Annotated in this window: 11 protein-coding genes; 4 read left to right on the top strand and 7 right to left on the bottom strand. The window is 36.8% G+C overall.

The window, feature by feature from the left end; all coding sequences use genetic code 11:
• Positions 1 to 24: 24 nt before the first annotated feature.
• Positions 25 to 1,029, bottom strand: a complete 1,005-nt coding sequence (gene holA / locus P7V56_RS07700; protein WP_171222565.1) for a DNA polymerase III subunit delta — start codon at positions 1,027 to 1,029, stop codon at positions 25 to 27.
• Between the two features lie 51 nt (positions 1,030 to 1,080).
• Between holA and P7V56_RS07695 the strand changes: the two genes are divergently transcribed.
• The 3 genes from P7V56_RS07695 to P7V56_RS07685 all read left to right on the top strand — a co-directional run bounded on the left by P7V56_RS07695 (position 1,081) and on the right by P7V56_RS07685 (position 3,441).
• The gene (locus P7V56_RS07695) at positions 1,081 to 1,530 is read left to right on the top strand and encodes a type I restriction enzyme HsdR N-terminal domain-containing protein (RefSeq protein WP_171222564.1); all 450 of its coding nucleotides are present in this window, start codon (positions 1,081 to 1,083) and stop codon (positions 1,528 to 1,530) included.
• A gap of 3 nt (positions 1,531 to 1,533) precedes the next feature.
• On the top strand, positions 1,534 to 2,523 hold the full coding sequence (locus P7V56_RS07690) for a glycosyltransferase family 2 protein (protein WP_171222563.1): 990 nt from the start codon (positions 1,534 to 1,536) through the stop codon (positions 2,521 to 2,523).
• Between the two features lie 81 nt (positions 2,524 to 2,604).
• Positions 2,605 to 3,441, top strand: a complete 837-nt coding sequence (locus P7V56_RS07685) for an OmpA/MotB family protein (RefSeq protein WP_171222562.1) — start codon at positions 2,605 to 2,607, stop codon at positions 3,439 to 3,441.
• Between the two features lie 62 nt (positions 3,442 to 3,503).
• Here the strand turns inward: P7V56_RS07685 and P7V56_RS07680 are convergent, their stop codons facing one another.
• The 3 genes from P7V56_RS07680 to P7V56_RS07670 are packed head-to-tail and all read right to left on the bottom strand — an operon-like array spanning position 3,504 to position 7,535.
• Positions 3,504 to 4,520: a carboxypeptidase-like regulatory domain-containing protein gene (locus tag P7V56_RS07680; protein WP_171222561.1), complete on the bottom strand. Its 1,017-nt coding sequence runs from the start codon at positions 4,518 to 4,520 to the stop codon at positions 3,504 to 3,506.
• Between the two features lie 3 nt (positions 4,521 to 4,523).
• The gene (locus P7V56_RS07675; RefSeq protein WP_171222560.1) at positions 4,524 to 5,144 is read right to left on the bottom strand and encodes an L-threonylcarbamoyladenylate synthase; all 621 of its coding nucleotides are present in this window, start codon (positions 5,142 to 5,144) and stop codon (positions 4,524 to 4,526) included.
• Positions 5,145 to 5,204: 60 nt separating this feature from the next.
• Entirely contained in the window at positions 5,205 to 7,535 is a 2,331-nt protein-coding gene (locus tag P7V56_RS07670; protein ID WP_171222559.1) for an ATP-dependent helicase, read from the bottom strand.
• Between the two features lie 142 nt (positions 7,536 to 7,677).
• Here P7V56_RS07670 and P7V56_RS07665 point away from each other — a divergent pair, with 142 nt between their 5' ends.
• The gene (locus P7V56_RS07665) at positions 7,678 to 8,202 is read left to right on the top strand and encodes a DUF7935 family protein (protein WP_171222558.1); all 525 of its coding nucleotides are present in this window, start codon (positions 7,678 to 7,680) and stop codon (positions 8,200 to 8,202) included.
• A 47-nt stretch (positions 8,203 to 8,249) separates the two neighbouring features.
• On the opposite strand, the gene P7V56_RS07660 is transcribed toward P7V56_RS07665, so the two are convergent.
• From P7V56_RS07660 to tilS, 3 genes are all read right to left on the bottom strand, one after another.
• Positions 8,250 to 10,019, bottom strand: a complete 1,770-nt coding sequence (locus P7V56_RS07660; RefSeq protein ID WP_171222557.1) for an Ig-like domain-containing protein — start codon at positions 10,017 to 10,019, stop codon at positions 8,250 to 8,252.
• Positions 10,020 to 10,121: 102 nt separating this feature from the next.
• Positions 10,122 to 12,122 (bottom strand): protein-disulfide reductase DsbD family protein, encoded by a 2,001-nt coding sequence (locus P7V56_RS07655; protein ID WP_171222556.1) that lies wholly within the window; start codon positions 12,120 to 12,122, stop codon positions 10,122 to 10,124.
• Positions 12,122 to 13,432 (bottom strand): tRNA lysidine(34) synthetase TilS, encoded by a 1,311-nt coding sequence (gene tilS / locus P7V56_RS07650; RefSeq protein ID WP_171222555.1) that lies wholly within the window; start codon positions 13,430 to 13,432, stop codon positions 12,122 to 12,124. The genes P7V56_RS07655 and tilS overlap by 1 nt, the downstream gene beginning before the upstream one ends.
• Positions 13,433 to 13,459: the final 27 nt, after the last annotated feature.

Genomic DNA, 13,459 nt, shown 5'->3' with positions numbered 1-13,459 from the left:
ATAGTGATTTTTAAAAGATATAAACTATCTGAAAATGCTCGTCAACATTTCTTTGTACAAATCAGTATCTTCCAGATTGGCAGCACCAACTCCTTTACCTTTGATATCAATATCGCGCAGCGTTGCTATAATACTACTCACTTTTTTCATCGGATAGTTTTTAGCCGCACCAATATAATCATTGACAAAATACGGATTTACCTTTAACGCTTTGGCTACATTTCCCTGCGATTTATCTTTGAGACCATGATACTGAAGTAAAGCAGAAAAAAACGAAAAGACTTGTCCATTGACTACAACCAATGGATTTTCCTTTTGATTTTGCGCAAAGTAATTGGCAATTTGATAAGCTTTTAATTGGTTTTTATCTCCTATGGCTTTTCGGAATTCAAACACATTAAAATCTTTACTGAAACCAATGTTTTCTTCAATATGATGAGGAGTTATGGTACTTCCTTTGGGTAAAATAATTTCCAACTTGTTTAACTCGTTAGCTATTCTGCTTAAATCATTGCCTAAAAAAGCGACTAACATGGCATTGGCTTTGGGTTCAATCGAGTAACCTCTGCCTTGCAAAACACGAGTAATCCATTGTCCGACTTGGTTTTCGTACATTTTTTTACTCTCGTAAACCAAACCCATTTTATCAATAGTTTTGACTATTTTTTTGCGTTTATCAAGGGTTTTGTATTTGTAAGCCAATACCAAAACGGTTGTTGGTTGAGGATTTAAAGCATACGATTCAAGACTCTCAATGGTTCTTGATAAATCTTGGGCTTCTTTAACGATTACAACCTGGCGCTCAGCCATCATTGGATAGCGTTTGGCGTTGGAAACTATTTCATCAATGGAAGTATCGCGTCCGTAAAGCACCATTTGGTTAAAGCCTTTTTCGTCTTCCGTTAAAAGATTTTGCTCGAGATATTCTGTAATTCGGTCTATGTAATAAGGTTCTTCACCCATTAAAAAATAGATGGGCTTTATTTTTCCGGCTTTAATGTCATTGATGATTTTTACAACCTCATCCATTTTTATGGCATTTTGAATTTTAATTTTTGAATTTTAAATTACATTTGCTTTATGCAAAAACTGAATTTTCCTTCCTATTCGTTTCGCTTCAAAAATAGTGAAAATAAAGTGGCTATTTTTGATGACATCAGGAAAAAATTTATCATTCTCACACCCGAAGAATGGGTTCGCCAACACACTGTTCAGTTTTTGTTACAAGAGAAAAAATATCCGAAATCCTACCTCAACGTTGAGAAATTAATTAAGATTAACGATATAAATAAACGATACGATATTGTTGTTTTTCAGCCGAATGGCGAAATATTTTTATTGATTGAATGCAAAGCACCGGAAGTCAATATTACCCAAAATACTTTTGACCAGATTGCCCGATATAATCTCAAACTTAATGCAAAATACTTAATGGTAACCAATGGACTAAATCATTATTTTTGTCAAATGGACTTTGAAAAAGAACAATATATTTTCTTAAAAGAGTTACCGGATTTTACAAACTTATAAGCCTTGAAAAAAATAGCCGTAGTCATACTCAATTGGAATGGAGCCAAATTGCTGGAGCAGTTCTTGCCTTCAATAATAGCTTTTTCTAATGAAGCTAAAATATATGTCGCCGACAATGCTTCGACAGATAACTCTATTGAAGTGATTAAGACAAAATTTCCGCAAATAACTATCATTCAAAACGACGGTAATTTTGGCTTTGCCAATGGTTATAATGTGGCTTTGCAACAAGTAGAAGAAGACTATTACGCCTTAGTCAATTCGGATATAGAAGTTACTGAAAACTGGCTTGCCCCTATTCTATCTATCTTTGATAATGAACCTAACATAGGTATCATTCAACCCAAAATTTTAGACTATAAAAACAAAGCCTACTTTGAATACGCCGGAGCTGCCGGTGGTTTTATAGACCAATACGGCTATCCCTATTGTCGCGGACGAATATTTGACACTATTGAAAAAGATAGCGGTCAATACGATGATGAAACCGAAATCTTTTGGGCCAGCGGTGCGTGTTTGTTTATCCGAAAAGACATTTACCGAACCTTAAACGGTTTTGACGGTGATTTTTTTGCTCATCAGGAAGAAATTGATTTGTGTTGGCGTGCTTTCAACTTGGGTTTTAAAGCCAAATACACTCCGAAATCGGTGGTGTATCATGTTGGCGGCGCGACTTTAAACGAAAGCAATCCGAGGAAAACATTCCTGAATTTTCGTAATTCCTTGTTGATGTTGACCAAAAATTTACCCGGCAGCAAACTGTTTCCCATCATTTTTACCCGACTTTGCTTAGACGGTTTAGCGGGAATTCAATTTATTTTTAAAGGAAAATGGGCTCATTGTTGGGCCATAGTTAAAGCGCATTTTGAATTCTACCATTTGATAAACAGAAACTTAAAAAAACGCAACGCTCCAAATTCTGAAAACTATTACCATTCTAAAAGCATAGTATACCGTTATTTCATTAAGAACGGCACCGTTTTTGAGCCTTGATTTTAACAAGAGTTTATCATTCGCTAAAACTCGTCACATCCAAAATAATCGTATTTTTGTTCAAATTTTAATTAAACACTTATGAGAAAAGTAATTTTTGCCCTTTCGTTAGTTACTTTAACGCTGACTTCATGCGGAACTAAGAAAAAAATTGCCGCATTAGAAGCACAAAACAAGGAATGTCAAGACTTATTAAATTCAACTACCGTCAAATTGAATTTGTGTTTATCTGAAAAAGAAGCACTTTCTAAACAAAATGATTACTTAAAGCAAAACAACTCCGACTTGATCAACAATCAAAAAGAGTTGACCCTTTTGACTTCAAAAGGAGCTCAAAACTTAGAGAAATCTTTAGAGAGTTTGAAAGAGAAAGACTTAAAAATCACCCGTTTACAAGATGCCTTAACCCGCAAAGACAGTGTGACTTTGGCTTTGGTAACCAGTTTAAAAAGCTCTGTAGGTATTTCTGATCCTGACATTGAAGTAAATGTTGATAAAGGTGTAGTATTTATTTCCATAGCCGATAAATTGCTTTTCAAAAGCGGAAGTTATGTGGTAAGCGACCGAGCTAAAGAAGTGTTGGCCAAAGTAGCGAAAGTAATCAATGACAAACCAACTTTTGAATGTATGGTTGAAGGCCACACCGATAATGTTCCCTTTACCGGAAATGCCATTTTAGTAGACAACTGGGATTTGAGCGTTAAACGTTCAACCGCCATCGTAAGAGTGTTGACCAAAGACTTAAAAGTCAATCCAAAACAATTAATTGCTGCCGGAAGAGGCGAATACATTCCTTTAGTGGAAAACAATACTTCTGAAAACCGTTCCATCAACAGAAGAACCCGTATCGTGATTTTACCTAAAATCGACGAGTTCTATGAAATGATTGAAAAAGAAATGAAAAACCAGAAAAAATAGTGTTCAATATTCAGTGAACAGTGTTCAGATAAAAATCGTCCCAATTTCTTGGGACGCTTTTTTTATAGGCCATAATTCAAAGGCAGTGTATCTCCTAATCGCTTGAATTGAATGAATCCGGAGAAGGAAACATCTCGAGAACTTAAATTATTTCCATAAGGATCAACATAAATTGTTTCGGCATTGAACTGCACTATGGAATTTTCATTACCGTCAAATAATAATCCAAAAAAAGCAACCAAATTATCATTTTCAAAATCTATTTTTTGTCTCTTAATATCTACTTTATACCTATCGGCTTCTTTGGTTACCGTAAAATGATTTGAGGGATTTGTCAAGTGTCCTCTCAGAAATAATTGAAAATCATTTTTGCCCCAAATTCCATTGATTAAATTTCTATAAAAGTGCATTGGTGAACCTCTGTAAGCTTGTTCTCTTTTTTTGAGGATACGAGAACTATTTTCTATTTCCTCAAATCGAGTGTATCCGGCATAATAACTTCTCTTAATCGCATGCGGATTGAGTGATAATATAGAAAATTGCACCTCAAAATCCACCAATTCATAATTGATTTTGTAACCCAACGAAGGATTGACAATCACCAAAGGCTTGTTGGCATAAGCCTTTAACATAAAGGTTTCCTCATCATATTCCAACACTATATCATCTTCATTTTCAATAATTGTTTTTAAACCAAAAGCAGTTTTTCCTAAAAAATGTTCTTTAAAAATGGCCATTTTCTCCTTTCTGGAAAACTTGTCTTTTTTAACCACAACTTCACGTAAAGCGCCAATATCTTGGGTTAACTTTATGGTCAAATGTTCACTAATAGTATAACTTTCAACGTAAGTGGTAACATAACCAATATAACTAACCACTATAGGTCTTTTCAATTGAGGTTCATATACCAATATAAAATCACCATTATCATTTGTAAAAGTTGATAAAGTTGTTCCTTCGTAATAAACATTTGCAGCTGCCAAAGGCTGATTTAAATCATCGACTACTCTGCCTTTGATGTATTGTGCAAAAGAAAAATTGAAACATAAAAAGTACAGGAGAAGATAGTGTAATCTCATAGGCTAAAAAATATCCGGATCGCCTTTGCCTTCACGAATAACAACCGGTTCATAGCCAGACAAATCAATTATAGTAGAACCAACATTATCTCCGTAACCGCCATCGATTATCAAATCTACTTTATGTTGCCACTTTTCAAAAATCAATTCAGGATCGGTGGAATATTCTAATACTTCGTCATCGTCGTGTATTGAGGTTGAAACAATGGGGTTGCCCAACATACGAACAATCTCTAATGCAATATTGTTATCGGGTACACGAATACCAACGGTTTTCTTTTTTCGAAATTCTTTGGGCAAATCATTATTCCCCGGAAGAATAAAGGTGTAAGGCCCGGGTAGCGCTCTTTTCAGAATTTTAAAAGTCGAAGTATCAATTTGACGAACATAATCCGATAGGTTACTTAAATCGCTGCACACAAAAGAAAAGTTAGCCTTTTCCAGCTTAATGCCTTTGATTTTGGCAATGCGCTCTAAAGCTCTTGAGTTGGTAATATCACAACCCAAACCATAAACCGTATCCGTAGGATAAATAACTAAACCGCCATCTCGAAGCACTTTCACTACCTTTTTTATAGCCGCTTCGCTGGGTTTGTCTTCGTATATTTTGATAAATTCGGCCATAATTATGATTGTTAGACTACTTAGAATTTTAGACCTTTTAGAGCGTATTTTTGAGTTTGACTAGCCAATAACTTCAAGTTTAGCAAATCGCAACAATAATTTCTTAATGCCACCTACTTCAAACTTGATTTCCGCTTTCCTGTCGGCACCAATGCCTTCGAGGTTTACAATTTGTCCTTTGCCGAAGCGCTCGTGCATTACCACATTGCCTATTGCTAATTTGCTGTCAAACAAATTGGTATTGCCCGGTGCCTGACTCGATACCGGTTTCAATTTACGAATATTTACTGAAGATGTTGGTTCTTCTCCGTAAGTTTTTGGTGGTGTTCCTGCAACGGGTTTTGCCAAACGCAATTTCGACTTATCGATGTCGCCAAAAATATCTAAGTCAATGGTTGGTTTGTAACTGTAACCACCTCGGTCCATCGGATTGATGTACTCTAAATATTGATCGTCAATTTCTTCTATAAAACGCGAAGGTTCGGCATCAGTTAATTTACCCCAACGGTATCGTGATTGTGCATAAGTCAAATACGCTTGGTGTTCGGCACGGGTTAAGGCTACATAGAACAAACGGCGTTCTTCTTCGAGTTCGCTGCGGGTATTTAAACTCATCGCACTTGGAAACAAATCTTCTTCCATTCCCACCACAAACACATACGGAAACTCCAAACCTTTTGCCAAGTGAATCGTCATCAAAGCCACTCTGTCATCATCGCCGGTATCATTATCTAAATCGGTGGCCAAGGCGACATCTTCTAAAAATTCAGACAAAGCACCGCGCGCTCCGTCAATTTCCTTTTGCCCTTCGATAAAATCTTTAATACCGCCCATTAAGGTTTCGATATTTTCTATACGAGCTATTCCCTCGGGTGTGGCGTCTTTTTTAAGTTCCTGAATCAAACCTGTTTTCTTGGCCACATGCTCTGTCAAGACAAAAGCGTCTTGCTGCTCATTAATCACCTGAAAACTTTTGATCATCGTGACAAAGTCTTCTATTTTTTGTTTGGTTCCCGAATTGAGTTTTAAATCGATTTTATCGATATGCTCCATGACTTCAAAAATGGAACGCTTGTAATGATTAGCAGCAACGGTTAATTTCTCGACAGTCGTATCACCAATTCCTCTGGCCGGATAATTGATGACACGTACCAAAGCTTCTTCGTCTTTCGGATTAATGACCAATCTCAAATAACACAAGACGTCCTTGATTTCTTTTCTTTGGTAGAAAGACAAACCGCCGTAAATTCGGTACGGAATGTCTCGCTTACGCAACGCATCTTCCATCGCACGGGATTGCGCGTTGGTGCGGTATAAAATGGCAAACTGACCATTCATCATTTGGTTGCGCATTTTTTGCTCGAAGATTTCTCCGGCTACAAAACGGCCTTCTTCGCCGTCGGTAATGCTTCGGTGGACTTTTATTTTGGGACCAAAGTCGTTCGCGGTCCAAACCACTTTTTCCAACTTGGTCTTGTTCTTATCGATAATCGAATTGGCGGCTTCTACTATGTTCTTGGTCGAACGATAGTTTTGCTCCAAACGATAGGTTTTTACATTGTCGTAATCCTTCTGGAAGTTGAGAATGTTATTGATGTTGGCGCCGCGAAACGCATAAATACTTTGCGCATCATCGCCTACGACACAAATATTTTGGAATCTATCAGAAAGTGCACGAACGATTAAATACTGCGAATGATTGGTATCTTGGTACTCATCGACTAAAATATATCGGAAACGATCTTGGTATTTGGCCAACACATCCGGAAAGCGGTTTAACAACTCATTCGTCTTTAGCAATAAATCATCAAAATCCATAGCGCCGCTTTTAAAACAACGCTCTACATAATTTTGATAAATTTCACCCATACGAGGCTTTTTGCTCATCGCATCGGCTTCCATCAATTCGGGATTGTTGAAATAGGCTTTAACCGTAATCAACGAGTTTTTATAAGAAGAGATTCTACTGTAAACCTGCTTGGGTTTGTAGATGTCTTTGTCCAATTGCATTTCTTTGATAATCGCCGAAATCAACCGAACACTATCCTGCGTATCATAAATGGTAAAGTTCGACGGATAACCTAACTTCTCTGCTTCTATTCTTAAAATCTTAGCAAATACGGAGTGGAAAGTTCCCATCCAAAGGTTTTTAGCCTCGTTGTTTCCAACGATATCCGAAATACGCTTTTTCATTTCGCGTGCGGCTTTGTTGGTAAACGTTAAGGCCAAAATATTAAACGCATCGACACCCAAACTCATCAGATACGAAATACGAACTGTCAACACACGCGTTTTTCCCGAACCGGCGCCTGCAATGATAATCATTGGGCCATCCTTTTGGAAAACGGGTGCTTGTTGGGCTTCGTTGAGTTGGGAAATGTATTGTTGCATTTTTAGGTACTAAGTGACTAAGGTTCTGAGGCTCTAAGATTATGATTCTTAATGGACAAATTTAGCATTACTAAACTTGAATTGCAATACAGATTTAAGGGTATTTCTTTATATTTGTCAACAATTTTTAGTCGATTATACCATGAGCACCGATAAAATCCTTGAGTTAGCTTTTTACACCTTACCGGCTTTGATTACGGGTGGTGTTGCCTATTATCTATTCGATAGTTATTTCAAAGACCAGCAGCATACGCGTCGTTGGTTGGCGCAGAAAGAAAATCAGAAACAGGCTTTGCCTTTGCGATTACAAGCTTATGAGCGCATGGCTTTGTTTTTGGAACGCATTAATCCGGCAAAGTTATTGATTAGAGTAGCGCCTTTGAACGACGATAAAGTGGCTTATCAGAATTTATTGATTCACCATATCGAACAAGAATTTGAGCACAATTTGACCCAACAAATCTATATCACCGATGAATGTTGGACGATGATTATGACCGCAAAAAACACCATTATTCAAAACATCAGAAAAACGACAGCCGATACTTCGGTAACTGATGCAGACAAACTACGAGAAAAAATACTGAGTAACTTACTTCAAGACGAAGTCGCCACCAATGTAGCTTTGGCGTTTATGAAAAGTGAAGTCAGTGAAGTTTTAGGATAAAAAAAGCCCCGAATGTTTCGGGGCTTTTTTATGATTTATTGTTTTGACTAATTGTCTCTAATAACGTGAGCGACTCCGGTTAAAGTATGCAATCCGGTACTATCGGTAAAAGTACCGCTGAAAGTCATATCGATATATTGACCAATAGCGCCAACCTGATTTAAATTAAACTGAATCGTATTGGTAGTAGTTGACCCTATATAACCAACTCCGCTGCCTTCTATTGAAAATTGGGCTGTAGTATATACTCCCGGAGTATTGGTATCTCCCCAAATATATAAACCTCCGTTAACACCTGAAGCATTTAAGCTTAAAGCATATTGATTAATTGTTCCCGGTGTTGTAGTACCGCCATTGACCTGCTGAATTAAAAATACCGGAGCACCACCATCAACTTGGTAAGAAATAAATTCATCTACTGCAGTACAAGCTTGAAGATTTCCAATATTAGTAATTGGTGAGGTAAAATTATAAGCTATTGAATCGGTCGTTTGCAGATTTTCCAAATCATACCCTTTCAAAGTAAATTGCGTGTTACTCGGACAATAGATTTCATTAAAACTAAAAGCACCATTAGTCACAGGTGAAACAGAATTACCTCCTGCTCTGTTAAGTATTACATAGCCATTAGTTACATTGGTATTATTACATTTTACTAAATTCCCAACTACCGTTGAACTCAATGTTGTAGGCGAATTACTAATAACAATATTAGGCAAAGTGGTATTGGTTGTAAATGGTCCGATTGAGGTCGTGTAAATAACATTATTGCTATTACAAGAATCATAATCAGGATAAACATTTAATACTAAAGTTTGATTTGCCGGAATTAATCCTGAAACTTGACCGTTAATATCGGTATAACCCATTACAGGCCATGTATTCCCATTAGCAATTAATCCGACGCCAACATTCGAAATCCCATTACCATTAGCATCCACTACAGTAAGTGTTAAAGTAACTGTTGGAAATTGGGCATCACAATTCCACCAAGAAAAATGCGACACTTCTCCAACGTATTTGTTGCCTACTTTAGTGGCCACACCCTCTTCTTTCCAATAGCCTTTTTCTTCATCAAAATGCCATAACGGAATGGAGCTTGGTGCGGTTGCAACTTGACTATTATCAATTTGCATAGTGATTTCGGCAGTATGACCTTCTTTTATATTTAACTTTTGTCCGGTACTGCCTCTGAGTTCAACGTTCAACATCCCAAAAGTTTCTAAAATGGCTTGCTCATTGGTTTCGGTTTGAGCATATAACATTCCGGGCATTAATTTGCTGATGTTTTCATCGGTTGGTGTCAAATGAAACATTGCTACTTGTACGCTGCCCGAATAATCATTCCCATTGGCATCAACAAAAGCACCGTCAAAAACCACTTTAGTTCCCGAAGGCAAAGCAACTTCACTGGAAACACCTGATTGAATGGTTTCTAAAGGAGTATTTGGAATCAACATAATCTTTACATTGTTTTTTCCGCTTGTCGGAACCATTGAACGTGAACCATCGATATAGCCGGTTTTTGTTGCCGTGATGTAAGCAAATCGCTGGTACACATTAGCACCATTAATAATAAAAACTCCGTTAACATCGGTTTGCGTTGTAGAAGTACCTATTTTAATAGTTACACCTTGTAGCGGATTATTGTTGGTATCGACTACTTGACCTATAAAATCACGATTGGCAGCACTTCCGAAATTTTGAGTAAAAGTATCATCATTCGGACCTGAATTGGAATTGTCATCATTAGAATCGCAACTTGAAAAAGTAACTACTAACAGCAGTAAGTACAAAAAGGAATGGATTTTTTTCATAACGTTAGGTTTTGTTTAACGAAAGATAGTAAAAACCTAAATTGGTTGCGTCAGAAAAATAAGAAACAAAAAAAATCCTGATTTTCACCAGGATTCTTGCTCTTATTTAAATTTTGAAACACCGTCTTTTAGCCAAGCTAAATACTCGTCGATGTTTGGAGTGTAAGCCACCGGAGTATTCAGTTCCTTTTCGTTTAAATCTAAAAGAACATATAGCGGTCTGGAATTATTATTAAATCGGGTAATTTGGAATTCACTCCATTTTTTTCCAACAGTAGTTATTTCTTTTCCTTCTTTGGTAACATATTGCTCAGCTTGTGGTAACTCTTTTTTGTCATCGCCATATAGCGAAATCAATACTAAATCATTTTTTAAAATCTCCAATACTTTTTCATCAGACCAAACATTATTTTCCATCAATCGGCAATTCACACATTGTTTTCCAGTAAAGTCAATCATAATTGGTTTATTGACCTTTTTGGCATAGGCAACTCCAGTTTGATAATCGGTAAAAGAAACCAAATTATGTACAGTTAATTCAGCTCCGTCAGGTAATTTAGTATTGCTTTCAACAGTCGTTTTGCTTCCAAAACCTTGTGGGCTTTCACTATAAGTCATTGGTGGTGGAAAAGCTGAGATTAGTTTTAACGGGGCACCCCAAAGTCCGGGAATTAAATATACTGTAAAAGCTAAAGAGGTAACTCCTAAAAGCATTCTTCCTACTGATAGATGTGATAATGGGCTATCATGAGGCAAAGTCATTTTTCCAAAAAGGTACAAGGCTAAAGCACCGAAAACAGCAATCCAAATAGCTATGAATACTTCTCTGTGTAACAAATGCAAATCCATTCCGATATCAGCATTTGATAAAAATTTAAAGGCCAAAGCCAATTCAATAAATCCAAATACAACTTTAACCGTATTCAACCAACCACCTGATTTTGGCATATTACCCAACAAACTTGGTGTCAATGCAAAAAACATAAATGGTAATGCTAATCCGAATCCGAATCCTAACATGGCGATAGAAAGAATTAGTGCACCACCATCAGAATTTAAAGAAGTTCCGAAAACAAAGCCCAAAGCAGGTCCGATACATGAGAACGAAACGATAATCAAGGTCAAAGCCATAAAGAATATCCCTATCAATCCACCTTTATCTGAAGCCTTATCAACTTTATTGGACAAACTGGAAGGCATTGTAATTTCAAAAGCACCAAAGAAAGAAATGGCAAAAATCACAAAGATTAAAAAGAAAAAAATATTCAAATAGACATTGGTTGAAATCTCTGAGAAAATATCACGGCTGATTCCCTCAAAAATATGAAACGGAATGGTTATGGCAAAACAAATAAGAACTATGCAAGCTCCATAGAAAATGGCATTAAATCTGCCCTTTGATTTGTTATCTGATTGCTTCAGGAAGAAACTCACAGTCATTGGAATCATTGGATAAACACAAGGTGTAAATGTAGCTGCAAAACCACCAAGAAGTGCAAAAATAAAAATCGTCCACAGTCCTTTATCATCTGCTTCCTTTGGTTGGGCAACCTCAACAGTAGTTGTTGATTTAACTTCTGCTTTTGCTACTTGTGTTGTGTCAACTTGAGTTGTATCAACACCGACAACCACAGCTTCCGGGTTTGCCGTTACTGTTTTTGGTAGCGAAAAAGTAAAAGCATTGTCCTGATTGATACAAACTTCTTTACAAACTTGGTAATCAATCGTGGCTTTTATAGTTGTCAGATTCGGATTTAAGATTTTTACTTTTTGGATAAATGTTACTTTCTTTTCAAAGTAATATTCGTCAACCTCAAAAACATCGTTGTATTGTTTTTTATAAGGACTTTCTTTGACTTTGCCTACTAACTCATAGTTTCCTTTGGCGTCTTTGAATTTGAATTCGGCCGCTAATGGTCCGCCTTCCGGAGTGAATTGGGAATATACGTGCCAATTGTCTTCGATTTTTCCTTCCATCACCAAATTGAATTCGGTGTCGCTGATTTTTTCAACTTTACTGCTCCATTTTACGGGATTTACGATTTGGGCATTGACATTGGCGAAAGCCAAAAAACTCAAAAGAAAAAATAGTACTTTCTTCATTAGTTAGTGTAGTTTATTTTTAAAATTTTAGTTGTGTTTGCTGTTATTTTAAACCGTTCATCTTGTCTTTTCCCTACTATCCAAACGATTTTATCATCGGAACAGAGCAACCAAATATTGGCTTTCTCCGGCAAAGAGAACTTTTCATCTTTGAAATACTTGCTCAATTTCTTTTTCCCGGTCATGCCAAAGGGTTGAAAAATATCTCCTTCTTGCCAACGGCGAAGCGTTAAAGGAAATTGTAACAAATCTTCATCGACAAAGATAACATTAGTTGATTGAAGTGAAATGTCACTTACGTTACAAAAGCTAAGTTTTAAGGGAATTTTAACTTCGGTTTGCCCTTTTTGAATCCAAAACATTTCATCGCTTGTGGTATTTTGCTTTGGGAATAACAACAAAGAATCCCTGTTTTTCAAGAGAATGTGCGTGTTTGACAAAACTTGCTTCCCGGATTGGGCCTTGATTAAATCATAAACCGAAGACCAATCGGCAAAGCCAAAAGGTTGCAGCCATTCGAACAAATAGGCTTTGTAATTTCGGTATTTAAGCAAGTTGGGTATGTCAATAACCGTGTGGTTCTCTTCTTCACTGACTACTTTTTGGTACAAATTATTAGCCGCATCTTGTGCCAATGATTGGGTTTGTTTCAAATGCGTAATCGTATTTTCAAAAGACGACAACAAACTCGGATTCAGTTCTTTCAGAATCGGAATCACATCGTGGCGCAATTTATTACGCAAATATTTATCCGAGGCATTGCTACTGTCTTCACGCCAAGTGATTAGATTTTCTTTGGCGAAAGCTTCAATGTCATTTCTCGAAAAGGCTAATAAAGGCCGAACAATTTTATCGTTTTGCTCGGGAATTCCCGTCAAACCCTCAATTCCTGAACCACGTGTAAAATTGATTAAAAAGGTTTCCAAACTGTCATCGAGATGATGCGCCGTTAGGATGTAATCAAAATTATGGTTGGCTAAAAGTGTGTAAAACCACTCATAACGAAGGTTTCGAGCGACCACTTGAATGGAAAGCTTGTTTTGTTCGGCGAAAGCTTTGGTGTCGAATCTTTGAATGAATATTGGAATTTGTAATTTTTCTGCTTGAGATTTTACAAAATTTTCGTCTTCGTTACTTTCTTCTCCACGCAATTGGAAATTACAATGTGCTACGGCAAAATCAAGTTTAGATTGACAACAAAGATTTACCAAAACCATGCTGTCAATACCACCGCTTGTAGCTAATAGCAATTTCTTTCCCTTTAGAAAAGGAAGGTTTGTATCGATGTGGTTTTGGAATTTTGATAGCATATTTTAAGTCAAAAGGGATTAGGGAAA

It is taken from the genome of Flavobacterium sp. IMCC34852 (genome assembly GCF_030643905.1).
GTDB lineage: Bacteria > Bacteroidota > Bacteroidia > Flavobacteriales > Flavobacteriaceae > Flavobacterium > Flavobacterium rivulicola.
This window is presented reverse-complemented; position numbering and strand designations above follow the sequence as displayed.